The 15,872-nt window shown below is 59.9% G+C and carries 9 protein-coding genes and 1 pseudogene; 6 read left to right on the forward strand and 4 right to left on the reverse strand.

The window, feature by feature from the left end; all coding sequences use genetic code 11:
* Positions 1-68 precede the first annotated feature (68 nt).
* Complete coding sequence (locus BLL42_RS25900) at positions 69-2,150, forward strand: putative bifunctional diguanylate cyclase/phosphodiesterase (RefSeq protein WP_071555408.1); 2,082 nt, start codon at positions 69-71, stop codon at positions 2,148-2,150.
* Between the two features lie 87 nt (positions 2,151-2,237).
* Positions 2,238-2,984, forward strand: a complete 747-nt coding sequence (locus BLL42_RS25905) for an SDR family oxidoreductase (RefSeq protein ID WP_071555409.1) — start codon at positions 2,238-2,240, stop codon at positions 2,982-2,984.
* 78 nt (positions 2,985-3,062) lie between these two features.
* Here the strand turns inward: BLL42_RS25905 and mapR are convergent, their stop codons facing one another.
* From mapR to BLL42_RS29855, 3 genes and pseudogenes are all read right to left on the reverse strand, one after another.
* Entirely contained in the window at positions 3,063-4,472 is a 1,410-nt protein-coding gene (gene mapR, locus BLL42_RS25910; protein ID WP_071555410.1) for a GntR family transcriptional regulator MpaR, read from the reverse strand.
* A 97-nt stretch (positions 4,473-4,569) separates the two neighbouring features.
* The gene (gene ccoG, locus BLL42_RS25915; RefSeq protein WP_071555411.1) at positions 4,570-5,982 is read right to left on the reverse strand and encodes a cytochrome c oxidase accessory protein CcoG; all 1,413 of its coding nucleotides are present in this window, start codon (positions 5,980-5,982) and stop codon (positions 4,570-4,572) included.
* Between the two features lie 195 nt (positions 5,983-6,177).
* Positions 6,178-6,258, reverse strand: a pseudogene (locus tag BLL42_RS29855) (DUF3203 family protein); the annotation flags it as partial.
* Positions 6,259-6,442: 184 nt separating this feature from the next.
* Here BLL42_RS29855 and BLL42_RS25920 point away from each other — a divergent pair.
* From BLL42_RS25920 to glgB, 3 genes are read left to right on the forward strand one after another with little or no spacing between them, the layout of a single operon-like run.
* Positions 6,443-8,437: an alpha-1,4-glucan--maltose-1-phosphate maltosyltransferase gene (locus BLL42_RS25920; RefSeq protein ID WP_071555412.1), complete on the forward strand. Its 1,995-nt coding sequence runs from the start codon at positions 6,443-6,445 to the stop codon at positions 8,435-8,437.
* A 30-nt stretch (positions 8,438-8,467) separates the two neighbouring features.
* A complete protein-coding gene (gene treS, locus BLL42_RS25925; RefSeq protein ID WP_071555413.1) occupies positions 8,468-11,809 on the forward strand; it encodes a maltose alpha-D-glucosyltransferase in 3,342 nt (1,113 codons plus the stop codon).
* Between the two features lie 10 nt (positions 11,810-11,819).
* Positions 11,820-14,039 (forward strand): 1,4-alpha-glucan branching protein GlgB, encoded by a 2,220-nt coding sequence (glgB, locus tag BLL42_RS25930; protein ID WP_071555414.1) that lies wholly within the window; start codon positions 11,820-11,822, stop codon positions 14,037-14,039.
* An 83-nt stretch (positions 14,040-14,122) separates the two neighbouring features.
* Here the strand turns inward: glgB and uspL are convergent, their stop codons facing one another.
* Entirely contained in the window at positions 14,123-14,989 is an 867-nt protein-coding gene (uspL, locus tag BLL42_RS25935) for a universal stress protein UspL (protein ID WP_071555415.1), read from the reverse strand.
* A gap of 227 nt (positions 14,990-15,216) precedes the next feature.
* Here uspL and BLL42_RS25940 point away from each other — a divergent pair, with 227 nt between their 5' ends.
* Positions 15,217-15,828 (forward strand): MiaE family protein, encoded by a 612-nt coding sequence (locus BLL42_RS25940; RefSeq protein WP_071555416.1) that lies wholly within the window; start codon positions 15,217-15,219, stop codon positions 15,826-15,828.
* The last annotated feature ends 44 nt before the right edge of the window (positions 15,829-15,872 follow it).

The following is a 15,872-nucleotide window of genomic DNA, read 5'->3' on the forward strand; positions in this document are numbered from 1 at the left end:
AGTACAATCGCGCACTTTGCCCCCATGAGCATGGATGCAGTCCGGCGGGGCGGCCACGAGAAGTTCTGATGCTCATCGGTAGCTATTCCCCCGCTCTGGTTCTGATCTCCCTTTGCGTGGCGATTCTTGCCTCCTATACCGCCCTGGACCTGACCGGTCGCATCGCAACAGCCAAAGGCCGGGCGGTTCACCTGTGGACGGCGGGTGGTGCGTTGGCCATGGGCGTGGGCGTCTGGTCGATGCACTTCATTGGGATGCTGGCGTTCAGGCTGCCGGTCATCCTCGGATACGACTTTGCCATCACCGCGTTGTCGCTGGTGATCGCGATGCTGTCCTGCGGGTTCGCGCTGTGGCTGGTCAGCCAGCCGCGTTTGCCAGGCTGGCAACTGGCGTTCGGCGCATTGATCATGGGCGCGGGCATCAGCGGCATGCACTACACCGGCATGGCCGCCATGCGCATGCAGCCGGGTATCGATTACGATCCGACATTGTTTGGTGCCTCGCTGGCGATCGCGGTCGGCGCTTCGGCCGCGGCATTGTGGATTGCCTTTCGTTTGCGCCAGAACACCCCGTATGTGCGCCTCGTTCGTGGCGGCGCCGCGGTGATCATGGGCATCGCGATTGTCGGCATGCACTACACCGGGATGGCGGCAGCGCAATTTCCCGAGGGCAGTTTTTGTGGCGCCGCGCTCGACGGTTTGAGTGGCAAGGGCCTGGACAACCTGGTGCTGGTCACCACCCTGGCGGTGTTAAGCATCGCGTTGCTGACCTCGATCCTCGATGCGCGCCTTGAAGCACGTACTGCTGAACTGGCCAACTCCTTGACCCTGGCCAACCGCGAACTCACCCAACTGGCGTTGCACGACACCCTGACCGGATTGCCGAACCGTGTGCTGCTGGCCGATCGCATCGATCAAGCCATGCAGGTGGTGCAGGAGCAGGGCGGTTGTTTCGCGTTGATGTTCATTGACCTGGACGGCTTCAAACCGGTCAACGATGCCTTTGGTCACCATATCGGCGATCAGTTGCTGCGTGAAGTCGGCATGCGTTTGCGCGAGGACCTGCGCAGCCAGGACGCGCTGGCACGGATTGGCGGTGACGAATTCGTCTTGCTGGTGCAGCTCGCCGAACCTGACGATGCCTTGCGACTGGCGGCGCGTCAGGTGGAGTTGATCTCACGCGCGTTCCGGGTTGCCGAACACGACATGCAGATCTCTGCCAGCGTTGGTATTGCCGTATACCCTGGCAACGGACAGACCCCGCAAGAACTGCTGATGAACGCCGATGCGGCGATGTATCACGCCAAAGGCACGGGCAAGAACGGCTATAGTTTCTTCGATGCCTCGATGAATACCAACGCTCGCAAGCAACTGCAAATGCTGCAGGATTTGCGCAATGCGCTCGAGCTACAGCAATTCAGCCTGCACTACCAACCCAAGTTTGATGCCAGCAATGGTCTGCCAATCGGTGCCGAAGCCTTGCTGCGTTGGGAACACCCGACCCAGGGCATGCTGCTGCCGGACAAGTTCATCGAGCTGGCGGAGAAAACCGGGTTGATCATCCCGATCGGCGACTGGGTGCTCAACGAAGCCTGCCGGCAAATGAGCGTCTGGCACGTCCAGGGTTACACCCACTGGCGCATTGCGGTGAATCTCTCGGCGTTGCAGTTCTGCCATGTCGGACTGGTTCAAAGCGTCGCCAAAGCGTTGGCCACTCATGGTTTGCCCGCCAACAGCCTGACCCTGGAAATCACCGAAACCACCGCCATGAGCGATGCTGACGCGAGCATGACGGTGCTTGCGCAGCTCTCGGAAATGGGCGTCGACCTGTCCATCGACGACTTTGGTACCGGTTATTCGAGTTTGATGTACCTCAAGCGCCTGCCGGCCAATGAACTGAAGATCGACCGTGGTTTTGTCCGCGACCTGGAGCGCGACAGCGATGACGCGGCGATCGTCTCGGCCATCGTCGCCCTCGGTCAGGCGTTAGGTTTGCGCATCGTCGCCGAAGGCGTGGAAACCGATGTGCAGCAGGACTTCCTGACCCAGCTGGGGTGTGATTCGTTGCAGGGTTATCTGCTCGGCCACCCGTTACCGGCCGAAAAGTTCATGGTCGACATCCACCGGGCCGAGCACAGGGTGACGGTCTGAAGCCAGACTGATCGCTGGCCATGCAAAACCTGACGCCGGCAGGTATTCTTGCGGCGCAAGGCTTCGGGTTTGAATGGGGGAATCAGCATGGACAAAGTCATCGTCATTACCGGTGGCAGTCGCGGTATCGGCGCCGCTACAGCGCTCTTGGCCGCTGAGCAGGGCTATCGAATTTGCATCAACTACCAGGCCGATGAGCAGGCCGCGCAACAGGTCCTCGAGCAAGTCCGTGCGCTCGGCGCCCAGGCGATTGCGGTACGTGCCGACGTCAGCATCGAAGACGAAGTGATCAGCCTGTTCCACCGCGTTGACACTGAGCTGGGTCGAGTCACTGCGCTGGTGAACAACGCCGGTACCGTCGGGCAAAAGTCGCGCGTAGATGAAATGTCCGAATTTCGCATTCTGAAAATCCTGAAAACCAATGTCCTGGCACCGATCCTCTGCGCCAAGCATGCACTGCTGCGCATGTCACCCAAACACGGCGGGCAGGGCGGTAGCATCGTCAACGTGTCCTCGGTCGCCTCGCGCCTCGGTTCACCGGGTGAATACGTTGATTACGCCGCCTCCAAAGGCGCGCTGGATACGTTCACCATCGGCCTGTCCAAGGAAGTCGCCGGTGAAGGCATCCGCGTCAACGCGGTACGTCCCGGCTACATCTATACCGACTTCCACGCCCTGAGCGGCGACCCGGATCGTGTCAGCAAGCTTGAATCGGGCATTCCCATGGCCCGCGGCGGTCGCCCGGATGAAGTGGCCGAGGCGATTATCTGGTTGCTGTCGGACAAGGCTTCTTATGCGACCGGGACCTTTGTTGATCTGGCGGGTGGGCGCTAAAAAAGATCGCAGCCTCCGGCAGCTCCTACGGACATACGCAATGCTGTAGGAGCTGCCGGAGGCTGCGATCTTTTGCTTTTAGAACGACCGCACAATCCGTCCCAAGGTTTCCATTGCCTTCTCAGCAGCCTCATCCCAAGGGCTTCCATAGTTCAACCGAATACAATTCCTGAATCGCTGGGTCGGTGAAAAGATCGGTCCGGGCGCAATGCTGATTCCCTGCGCCAGCGCCATCTGAAACAACTTCAACGAATCCATCTGCGAAGGCAGTTCCAGCCACAGGAAGTACCCCCCAGCCGGTTGGCTGACGCGGGTCTGGGCCGGGAAGTAGCGGGCGATGGCGGCAAGCATGGCGCTTTGCTGCTCTTCGAGGGCGTAGCGCAGTTTGCGCAGGTGGCGGTCGTAGCCACCGTGTTGCAGGTAATCGGCGATCGCCGCCTGGGCCGGCATCGAGGCGCAGAGTGAGGTCATGAGTTTCAGGCGTTCGATTTTCTGCGCATAGCGCCCGGCGGCGACCCAGCCGATGCGGTAACCAGGGGCGAGGCTCTTGGCGAAGGAACCGCAGTGCATCACCAGCCCTTCGGTGTCGAAGGCTTTGGCCGGTTTCGGTGCTTGCTGACCGTAATAGAGTTCGGCATAGACGTCGTCTTCGATTAGCGGCACCTGATGACTGCGCAACAACTCGACCAGTTCCTGTTTCTTGGTCTCGGGCATGGTCGCGCCCATCGGGTTCTGGAAACTGGTCATGCACCAGCAGGCTTTGATCGGGTGGCGTTCAAGGGTTTGCGCCAGCACGCCGAGGTCGATGCCATCGCGCGGGTGTACCGGAATTTCCACCGCTTTGAGCTTCAGGCGTTCCAGCACTTGCAGGCTGGCGTAGAACGCTGGGGCTTCGATGGCCACCAGGTCGCCGGGTTCGGTGACCGCTTGCAGGCACAGGTTCAGCGCTTCGAGTGCACCGTTGGTGATCAGCAGTTCCTCCATGGGCAGCATCAGGCCGCCGACCATGTAGCGCAGGGCGATTTGCCGACGCAATTGCGGATTGCCCGGCGACATGTCGGTGACGACCATGCGCGGGTCCATCTCCCGGGCGGCGCTGGCCAGCGAGCGTGACAGGCGTTGCAGTGGAAACAGCGTCGGGCTCGGGAAGGCCGAGCCGAAGGGCACGGTGGTCGGGTCTTTGATCGAGTCCAGCACCGAGAACACCAGTTCACTGACATCGACTTCGGTGGACTCGTTAACCTGGCTGCTGATCACCGGCTCCGAGAACGGGCTCGGGGCGTGGGTGTTGACGAAGTAGCCGGAGCGCGGCCGGGCACGGATCAGCCCGCGACGTTCCAGCAGATAGTACGCCTGAAACACAGTGGACGGGCTGACGCCGTAAGTCTGGCTGGCGTAACGCACCGAGGGGACGCGCTGACCAGGGCCAAGCACCCCGGAGCGGATCAGTTCAGCAATGTCGTCAGCGAATTTTTCGTAGCGTTTCATCAAGTGCCCGGGTTGGTGTCATTCAGGAAACAATGCAGGAGCTGCCGCAGGTTCGGACCGCGTTCGGACGATCTTTTAGACTCTGCATCTTAAAGGCTCAACGATTCAACGGTGCAACAAAACGGCTTTGCGCCACGCTGTTCACCGAAGGCTCATCACTGTCGGTGATCTTGAAGCTGATCTTCTGCGAGCTGCTGCTTGGCTTGTCGGTGGTCATCGCCACAGACACCGGCACATCGACAATCTCCCCCGGCGCGAGGCTCAGCTCGGTCTTGCCCTGCAACTGAAAGCCGTCGCCGTCCACCAATGACAAACGATAGTCTTGCCGTTGCTGGGTTTTGTTGATGACTTTGAGGCTGTAGATGTTTTCGATCTGCCCCAGGCTGTTTTCGCGGAACAGACCTCGGTCCTTGCTGACGTCCAGCGACACCATCGGCCGCTCCATCAGGGCCAGTGCCAGTGCACCGATCATCACCAGCAGCACCGCGGTGTAGCCGATCAACCGAGGCCGCAGCAGGTGAGTCTTGCCACCTTGCAACTCATGCTCGGAGGTATAGCTGATCAGGCCACGGGCATAGCCCATTTTGTCCATGATCGAATCGCAGGCGTCGATACACGCCGCACAGCCGATGCATTCCATCTGCAAGCCGTCGCGGATGTCGATGCCGGTCGGGCAGACCTGCACGCACAGGTGACAGTCGATGCAATCGCCCAGCCCTACGTCGGCAGGCTTCACTTCGCGTTTACGCGGGCCACGGCTTTCGCCACGGGCGGTATCGTAGGAAATGGTCAGCGTGTCTTTGTCGAACATCACGCTCTGGAACCGCGCATAGGGGCACATGTGCATGCACACGGCTTCACGCAGCCAGCCGGCGTTGATGTAGGTCGCGCCCGTGAAGAACAGCACCCAGAACAGGCTGACGCCACCCATTTGCAGGGTCAGCAGTTCATTGGCCAGTGGGCGGATCGGTGTGAAGTACCCGACAAAGGTCAGGCCGGTCAGCACACTGATGGCCAACCACATCGTGTGTTTGGCCGAGCGACGCATCAGTTTGTTCAGGCCCCAGGGTGCGGCTTGCAGCTTGATCCGCTGGTTACGCTCGCCCTCGGTGACCTTTTCGCACCACATGAACAGCCAGGTGAAGGAGCTCTGCGGGCAGGTGTAGCCACACCAGACCCGCCCGGCAAACACGGTGATTGCGAACAGGCCGAAGGCGCAGATGATCAGCAGGGCCGAGAGCAGGATGAAATCCTGCGGCCAGAACGTCGCGCCGAAGATGTGGAATTTGCTTTCCGACAAGTCCCAGAGGACGGCCTGTCGGCCACCCCAGTTCAACCAGACGGTGCCGAAAAACGCCAGAAACAGAAACCCCGCACCGCTCAGGCGCAAGGTGCGGAACAAACCGGTGAAGCTGCGGGTGTGAATCTGGTTGTCGCTGGGTTTGGCCTTCATCTTTGGACGCGAAGGCTCGAATGTTTCTACTAATCGGACGGGGATTCTATCGCTCATGGTCTTTCGCTCATCAGCCTCCATCAGGCAGATGAACTATGACCGCCGATCTGTTTGCATAACAGGCTCAGGTATTGGATTAAAAAGCGGATCAGATGGGTTTTTGATCCGGCACTGCGACAACTTGATGCACCCCGGCAGGCACGGCGGCAGCGCCTGTCACAGGCGTCTGCGGCGGTCTGTGATCTGCGTCAGTCAAATCACCGAATCACTGCGGGTGACCTTCAGGTGCCGACGACCATCGGTGGCACCTGCTACGGTTAATGCGTCGGCGTCTGGCCTCTTTTGTGCTTGGCTTCTCTCGGTGGGTTGTCAGCGGATCAATTTGATTCCGTCGATGATCCGCCAAAAATCCAGCTGAACTTTTAGCAAGGCCAGGCGCTCGGAACCTAAGTAGCGTCATGCAAACAGCACACGATCAAGCACAAGCGCGTCCATGGGGCGTAAGGGGTGATGCTCGATGACGACCGAGAAACCGACTGAGCTGCAGTACAACCCGCAACTGCCACTGTCGCAGGCCTTGCTGCTGCCGCGGATTGTCATCGAGAACACGATGCCGGTGATCGATGGCGGCCAGTTTGCGGCCAAGGCTATTGAAGGGCAGGCGGTGACGGTGACCAGCAAGGTCTTCGCCGACGGTCACGATACACTCGCGGTGCGGGTGCGTTGGCGCGCTGAGGCCGACTCGATCTGGCAAAGCGAAATCATGACCGATCTGGGCAATAACGCCTGGCAAGGCCAGTTCAGTGTCGCAACGCCTGGGCAGTATCGATTCTGTATCGAGGCCTGGATCGATCAGTTCGCCAGTTTCTGTCATGAACTGGAAAAGAAACACGCCGTGGGTGTGCCGGTCAGCCTGGAGCTGCAAGAAGGGCGCACCCAGGTGCTGCAGGCGGCGGAGCGCAGTGACGGTCATCTGAGCGAGAAGCTTGCGGCGCTGTACCATGAACTGGCCGGGCTGCTCGAAATCGAGCAAGTCGCGCTGTTTCTGCACCCGCGCAGTGCCGGGTTGATGGCCGAGGCCGATCACCGTCCCTATCTCAGTCTGAGTCCGGAGTACCCGCTGGATGTCGAGCGCGAACGTGCGCAGTTCGCCAGTTGGTATGAGTTGTTTCCCCGCTCGATCACCGACGATCCGGCGCGTCACGGTACCTTCAACGATGTGCACTCACGTCTGGCGATGATTCAGGACATGGGCTTTGACGTGCTGTATTTCCCGCCGATTCACCCGATTGGTCGCCGTTATCGCAAAGGCCCGAACAATTCCCTGACCGCAGGTTTCGATGACCACGGCAGCCCGTATGCCATTGGCGGCGTCGAAGGTGGGCACGAGGCGATTCATCCGTTGTTGGGCAGTCGCGAGGAATTCCGTCGTCTGGTCGCGGCGGCCACCGCACATGGGCTGGAGATCGCCCTGGATTTCGCCATTCAATGTTCCCAGGACCACCCGTGGCTTGCGCAGCATCCGGGTTGGTTCAATTGGCGGCCGGACGGCACGATCAAATATGCCGAGAACCCACCGAAGAAGTACCAGGACATCGTCAACGTCGACTTCTACGCCAGCGAGGCGATTCCCAGCCTGTGGCTGGAGCTACGGGACATCGTGGTCGGCTGGGTCAAGGAGGGGGTGACGATGTTTCGCGTCGACAATCCCCACACCAAACCCCTGCCGTTCTGGCAGTGGCTGATCGCTGATGTGCGGGCGCTGTATCCCGAGGTGATCTTCCTTGCCGAAGCCTTTACCACCCCGGCGATGATGGCGCGTCTGGGCAAAGTCGGTTACTCCCAGAGCTACACCTACTTCACCTGGCGTAACACCAAATACGAATTGGCGACGTACCTCACCGAGCTGAACCAGTCGCCCTGGCGCGAGTGCTTTCGGCCAAACTTTTTCGTCAATACACCTGACATCAATCCGGGTTTTCTGCATGACTCGGGCCGCGCCGGGTTTCTGATCCGGGCGGCGCTGGCGACCATGGGCTCGGGCCTGTGGGGCATGTATTCAGGGTTTGAGCTGTGCGAGTCGGCGCCAGTGCCGGGCAAGGAGGAATACCTCGATTCCGAGAAGTATGAAATCCGCGTCCGGGACTTCAATGCGCCGGGCAACATCATCGCCGAGATCGCTCAGCTCAACCGCATTCGCCGGCAAAACCCGGCCTTGCATAGCCATTTGGGTTTGCAGGTCTACACGGCGTGGAACGACAGCATTCTGTACTTCGGTAAACGCACGGCCGATGGCAGCAATTTTATTCTGGTGGCGGTCAGCCTCGACCCGTTCAACGCCCAGGAGGCGCACTTCGAATTACCGCTGTGGGAGATGGGCCTGCCTGACGACGCAGTGACCCAGGGTGAGGACCTGATGAACGGCCACCGCTGGACCTGGTATGGCAAGACCCAGTGGATGCGTATCGAACCGTGGAATCAGCCGTTCGGGATATGGCGGATAACCGTTTAGCCAGTAGATTGCTCACTTCAGGAGTTTCCAATGGCGAAGAAACCCAGGTCAGCCACCTTCAGCAATGACCCGCTCTGGTACAAGGATGCGGTGATTTATCAGGTTCACGTAAAGTCTTATTTCGACTCCAACAACGACGGAATTGGCGACTTTCCCGGTTTGATCGCCAAGCTCGACTACATCGCCGATCTGGGGGTCAACACCATTTGGCTGCTGCCGTTCTACCCCTCGCCACGCCGCGATGATGGCTACGACATTGCCGAATACCGTGGTGTGCACAGCGATTACGGGACCCTGGCCGACGCCAAGCGTTTTATTGCCGAGGCCCATCAGCGCGGTTTGCGGGTGATCACCGAGTTGGTCATCAACCACACCTCAGACCAACATCCCTGGTTTCAGCGGGCGCGCAAGGCCAAGCCAGGTTCGGCGGCGCGGGATTTTTATGTCTGGTCCGATGACGATCAAAAGTATGACGGCACGCGGATCATTTTTCTCGACACCGAGAAGTCCAACTGGACCTGGGACCCGGTGGCGGGCCAGTACTTCTGGCACCGTTTTTATTCGCACCAGCCCGATCTGAACTTCGACAACCCGCAGGTCATGAAAGCGCTGCTCTCGGTCATGCGCTACTGGCTGGACATGGGTATCGACGGCCTGCGCCTGGATGCGATTCCTTACCTGATCGAGCGCGACGGCACCCACAACGAGAACCTGCCCGAGACCCATGAGGTGCTCAAGCGGATTCGCGCCGAGATCGACGCCCATTACCCGGACCGCATGCTGCTGGCCGAGGCCAATCAATGGCCGGAAGACACTCAGTTGTATTTCGGTGATGCACATGGCGACGACGGCGACGAATGCCACATGGCCTTTCACTTTCCGCTGATGCCGCGCATGTACATGGCGCTGGCCCAGGAAGACCGCTTTCCGATCACCGATATCCTGCGCCAGACGCCGGAGATTCCGGCCAACTGCCAATGGGCGATTTTCCTGCGCAACCACGATGAGCTGACCCTGGAGATGGTCACCGACAAGGAGCGCGATTACCTGTGGAACTACTACGCGGCTGACCGTCGCGCACGGATCAACCTCGGGATTCGCCGACGTCTGGCACCGCTGATGGAGCGTGATCGGCGCCGCGTCGAATTGCTCAACAGCCTGCTGCTGTCGATGCCGGGGACGCCGACTCTGTATTACGGCGACGAAATCGGCATGGGTGACAATATCTACCTCGGCGACCGCGATGGGGTGCGCACGCCGATGCAGTGGTCGATCGACCGTAATGGCGGGTTCTCCCGTGCCGACCCGGCGAGTCTGGTGCTGCCGCCGATCATGGACCCGCTCTACGGTTACCTGTCGGTGAACGTCGAAACCCAGGCTGGCGATCCGCATTCATTGCTGAACTGGACCCGGCGCATGTTGGCGATCCGCAAACAGTCCAAGGCGTTCGGTCGGGGCACGTTGAAAATGCTCTCGCCAAGTAACCGGCGGATTCTCGCCTATACACGGGAGTACACCGGTGATGACGGCAAGCACGAAATCATTCTTTGCGTGGCCAACGTGTCGCGCAGTGCCCAGGCGGCCGAGCTGGACCTTTCGGCCTTCGCTGGCATGGTTCCCGTGGAAATGCTCGGCGGTAACGCTTTCCCGCCGATTGGCCAGCTCAACTTTCTGCTGACCCTGGCGCCGTACGGTTTTTATTGGTTTGTGCTGGCGGCGGAAAACCAGATGCCGAGCTGGCACGTCGAGCCTGCGCAAAGCTTGCCGGACTTCACCACCCTGGTACTAAAAAAGCGCATGGAAGAGCTGCTTGAAGCACCGTCGCGCACCCTTCTGGAGCAAAGTGCATTGCCGAGCTGGTTGCACAATCGACGTTGGTTCGCCGGCAAGGACTCCCGTATCGAAACAGTGCACATCGCTTACGGTGTGCGTTTTGGTGATCCGCAGCATCCGGTGCTGTTCAGCGAAATCGAGGTTGTCAGCGACGGTCAGACCAGTCGTTACCAGCTGCCGTTCGGATTTCTGGCCGAAGACCAGGTGGGCGCCGCATTGCCACAGCAGTTGGCCTTGGCACGGGTGCGGCGCGGGCGGCAGGTGGGGTTGGTGACGGATGCTTTCAGCCTCGACAGCTTCATTCGTGCGGTATTGCAGGCAATGCAGGCGCAGGCGGTGCTGGCCACCCGCGATGGCGAGATTCGTTTCGAGCCCACCGCCGCTCTGGCGACACTCGGTCTGGGCACTGACCCCGATGTGCGCTACCTGACGGCCGAGCAATCCAACAGCTCCGTGGTGATTGGCGGCAGCCTGGTACTCAAGCTGATCCGCAAAGTGGCCAGCGGCGTACACCCGGAACTGGAGATGAGCACGTATTTGACCGCTGCCGGGTTCGAGCACATTTCACCGTTGCTCGGCTCGGTGATTCGCCGAGATGGGCAAGGTGAAGACAATCTGTTGATGATCGCCCAAGGGTATCTGAGCAATCAGGGCGATGCCTGGGAATGGACCCAGAACAACCTTGAGCGGGCAATTCGCGATGAGCTGGCGCAGGCAATGTCCGAACAGGAACAGTGCTACAACGCGCTCGCTGAATTGAAAGATTTCGCGGGCATGCTCGGTCAACGCCTTGGGGAAATGCATCAGCTATTGGCGGCGCCCAGTGACAACCCGGCGTTTGGCTCGCGGGTCACCACGCACCAGGATCAGCAGGTGTTGGCGAAAGCGATTGCTGCGCAGTTGGAGCATGCCTTGCAGTTGCTTGAACAGCATCAGAGCGGGTTGAGCCCGGGGGATCAGGTGCTGGTGGTGCGTTTGCTGGAAGAGAAAAAAACCATCCTCACGCACATTCAGGACTTGGCGACAAAAGCCGTGGGCGGTTTGCAGATGCGGGTTCACGGTGATTTGCACCTGGGCCAGGTGCTGGTGATCAAGGGCGATGCGTACCTGATCGATTTCGAAGGTGAACCGGCTCGACCGTTGCATGAGCGAAGGGGCAAACACAGTCCGTACAAGGATGTAAGCGGCGTGCTGCGCTCATTCGATTACGCGGCGGCAATGGCGCTGAGCGGGCAGGGGGTCGATGGCTCCGCGCAGGTGCTGGCGGCACGTCAGCGAGTGACGGAACGGTATTTGCGTGAGGCTACGGTAGCGTTTGTTCAGGCGTATCGGCAGGCAACAGCTAGTCTTGCTCATGCATGGCAGGATCCTGCGGCCGAAGACGACGCACTGGCGTTGTTCAGTCTGGAGAAGGCGGCCTATGAAGTGGTGTATGAAGCCGAAAATCGTCCCGCCTGGTTGCCCGTGCCATTGCACGGTTTGTATGGGTTGTTGAGTGGACTCAAACCCTTTTCCTATAGCGGTGGAAAGCAGTTATGAAGGAGCCGTCATGATGGAGCGGGGACATGTGAAAGAAGCGTTGCTGCCGGCAGCGCGAGACATCGAGGCATTGGTGCGTGCCGAGCATCAGGATCCGTTCGCGATACTCGGACCCCACGCAGACGGGGCGGGCGGTCAATTCATTCGTGCCTACCTGCCTGAGGCCTTGAGCGTGCAGGTGATCGCCCGTGACTCCGGCGAAGAACTCGGTAGCTTGAACGCCACCGAAGTGCCGGGGTTGTTCGTCGCGCATTTCGACCGGGCCCAGGCTTACCTGTTGCGCACCCGTTGGGCCGGTGGTGAGCAAACCGCAGAGGATCCTTACAGCTTTGGCCCGTTGTTGGGCGAGATGGATCTGTACCTGTTCGCCGAGGGCAATCACCGGGATCTCAGCGCGTGTCTGGGGGCGCAGTTGAAGAACGTCGAGGGCGTCGACGGCGTGCGTTTTGCGGTGTGGGCGCCGAATGCCCGACGGGTCTCGGTGGTCGGTGATTTCAACGTCTGGGACGGTCGCCGTCACCCGATGCGCTTGCGTCATCCGTCGGGCGTGTGGGAGCTGTTTGTTCCGCGCTTGCAGGCAGGCGAGGCGTACAAGTATGAAATTCTCGGTGCTCAAGGCATTTTGCCGCTCAAGGCTGATCCCATGGCGCTTGCAACGCAGTTGCCGCCGGACACCGCCTCGAAAGTCGCCTCACCGCTGCGCATCGATTGGCAGGACCAGGACTGGATGCAATCGCGTGGTGAGCGCCACCGCCCGAGCGCGCCGCTGTCGATCTACGAGTTGCATGCCGGCTCCTGGCAGTGTGAGGTGGACGACGTCGGTGAAGTAGCACGCCAGTACAACTGGGGCGAGTTGGCCGAGCATCTGATTCCTTATGTGCAGAAACTCGGCTTCACCCACATCGAGTTGATGCCGATCATGGAGCATCCGTTTGGCGGGTCCTGGGGTTATCAGCCGTTATCGCAATTCGCCCCGAGTGCCCGTTACGGCTCGCCCGATGACTTTGCCGCGTTCGTCAACACCTGCCATCTGGCCGACATCGGGGTGATCCTCGATTGGGTGCCGGCGCATTTCCCCACCGACACCCACGGCCTGGCGCAGTTCGACGGCACCGCGCTGTACGAGTACGGCAACCCGCTGGAAGGTTTTCACCAGGACTGGGACACGCTGATCTACAACCTTGGACGCACCGAAGTGCATGGCTTCATGCTGGCGTCAGCCTTGCACTGGCTGAAACATTTTCACATTGATGGGCTGCGGGTCGATGCGGTAGCGTCCATGTTGTATCGCGACTATTCCCGCAAGGCTGGCGAGTGGGTACCCAATCGCCATGGCGGTCGGGAGAACCTTGAAGCCATCGATTTTGTCCGCCACCTCAACGAGGTGATCGACCTCGAAGCCCCCGGTGCCTTGGTGATTGCCGAGGAGTCCACGGCCTGGCCGGGTGTCAGCCAAGACACGCAGCAGGGCGGGTTAGGGTTTGACTACAAATGGAACATGGGCTGGATGCACGATTCGCTGCATTACATTCAGCAGGACCCGGTCTACCGCGCCCATCACCACAACGAGCTGAGCTTTGGCCTGGTTTACGCCTGGTCCGAACGCTTCATTCTGCCGATTTCCCACGACGAAGTGGTACACGGCAAGCATTCGCTGATCGACAAGATGCCCGGCGATCGCTGGCAGAAGTTCGCCAACTTGCGCGCTTACCTGAGCTTCATGTGGGCTCATCCGGGCAAAAAACTGCTGTTCATGGGCTGTGAGTTCGGCCAGTGGCGCGAATGGAATCACGATCAGCAGCTCGATTGGTACTTGCTGCAATACCCGGAACACCGCGGCGTGCAAAAGCTGGTGACAGACCTCAACCAGCTCTACCGCGAAGAGCCGGCACTGCACGATCAGGATGACGTGCCACAGGGCTTCCAATGGCTGATCGGTGATGACGCGATCAACAGCGTCTACGCGTGGCTGCGCTGGAGCAAGGAAGGACGGCCGGTGTTGGTGGTGGCAAACTTCACGCCGGTGCCGCGTCCGGCCTATCGGATTGGCGTGCCAGTCGCCGGGCGCTGGAATGAAGTGATCAACAGCGACGCGGGCATCTACGCCGGCTCCAACTATGGCAACGGCGGCGGTGTGTTTACCGAAGAGGAGGGCAGCCACGGCCAGGACTTGTCGCTGGTACTGAATCTGCCGCCGTTGGCGGTGTTGATGTTGCGGCCGCAGGGTTGATGTTGAACTGATGCACGGAACTGCGTTGATTGCCGGCTCCTGCGGGGATTGTGATCCTGCGCAGGAGCCGCAGTCGGTTGAACTTACTTGCCGCTGGTCACCAATTCTTCCAGGTGATCCATGATTTCCTGTGGCTTGAGCACCAGCACATCGCTTTCCAGCGAATCGAGCACCACTTCCGCGGTGTTCCCGATCAAGGCCCCCGAGAACCCGGTACGCGCCACGGTGCCGATGACGGTTACCGAGGCCTGCAATTTTTGCGCAATGTGGGGGATCAGCACATCGGCCGGACCTTCTTCGATATGCAGATGATCATCGTCGATGTCGAACTCGGCCTGGAACGCCTTGCACGCTTCGCGGTAGCGGGCTTCGATGGTTTCCTTGAGCTGGAACACCGGGTCGGCCGCCGAGAGCATTGGCGACGGATGGGCGCTGATGACGTGTAACTGGGCCTTGGCCAGGTGAGCGATGTCGAAGCCGTGATCGACGATGCTCGCATGCAGCACGCGGTGCTCGGGGTCGTTGTTGCCCACGTCGATGGCCGCCAGAATCGTCCCGCCGGTCCAGGGTTTCGAGGTTTTCACCAGTAACACCGGACTAGGGCACTGACGCAGCAGCTTCCAGTCTTCCGGGGTCAGCAGGGCTTTTTTCAACGGGTTGTCGTGGAAGTGTTGCTTGACCACCAGCCCGCAGCCTTCGGCCTGCTGCACATCGATGATGGTTTCATGCAGGCTTTTGTTCCAGGCTTGCTCGGTGGTGACACTATGGCCGTCTTCCAGCAGGCTGGCCTTGAGCACGCTCAACAGCGCCGAGTGATCGTGCTCTTTATCGCAGATCAACAAATGCAGGTGCGCTTGGGTCACTCCGGCGATCAGCTTGGCGCGTTTGAGGGCCAGGCTTTCGTTGGGCGAGGGCTCAATGACCACCAGGATGCTGCGGATGGCTTGCATGGTCGGAATCTCCGATGAATGAAAAACACGTCGTTGCACAACTATAGTTGCTGGTCGTGAACTCGGGTCTTGATGTATATCAAGTGCCGCGACTGGTGGTCTGCCGACAGGCAAGTATAATCGGGCCCCTTCGCTGTGAACCTATTGCCCGTGAGCCTCATGTTACTGAACCCTGAAATCGTCGCCGTCCTGCCCAATGGTCCTGTTGAACGGTCGGAAGTGAGCCAATGATCCTTCCTGAAATTCACCAGTTCCTTGGCTGCCGCACGCCCGATGGCTGGGTTCAGGCCGCATTGGCCGACCAGGAAACCCTGCTGATCGACCACAAGAACTGCGAGTTCAAGGCCGCCAGTACCGCGCTCAGCCTGATCGCCAAGTACCACTCGCATGTCGACCTGATCAATTTGATGTCACGCCTGGCCCGGGAAGAACTGGTGCATCACGAGCAAGTCATGCGCCTGATGAAAAAGCGCAAGATCGAACTGCGCCAGCTGTCCGCCGGTCGTTACGCCTCGGGGTTGCGCAAAGTGGTGCGCAGCCACGAGCCGGTAAAACTGGTCGACACGCTGGTGGTCGGGGCGTTTATCGAGGCGCGCAGCTGTGAACGTTTCGAAGCATTGGTGCCCCACCTCGATGAAGAACTGGGCAAGTTCTACTTCGGCCTGCTGAAAAGCGAGGCGCGGCATTTCCAGGGGTATCTGAAACTGGCCTACCAGTACGGCGACGCCAAGGACATTGCACAGGTGATCGACAAGGTTCGCGCTGCCGAGCAGGAACTGATCGAGTCCCCGGACGTCGAGTTCCGCTTCCACAGTGGCGTGCCTGCGGCAAGTCAGTGAAAAAACAGGCGAATTGTTAAAAACGCTTAAGAACATGAACGTCC

Source organism: Pseudomonas frederiksbergensis, from assembly GCF_001874645.1.
In the GTDB taxonomy this organism is placed as follows: Bacteria; Pseudomonadota; Gammaproteobacteria; order Pseudomonadales; family Pseudomonadaceae; genus Aquipseudomonas; species Aquipseudomonas frederiksbergensis_B.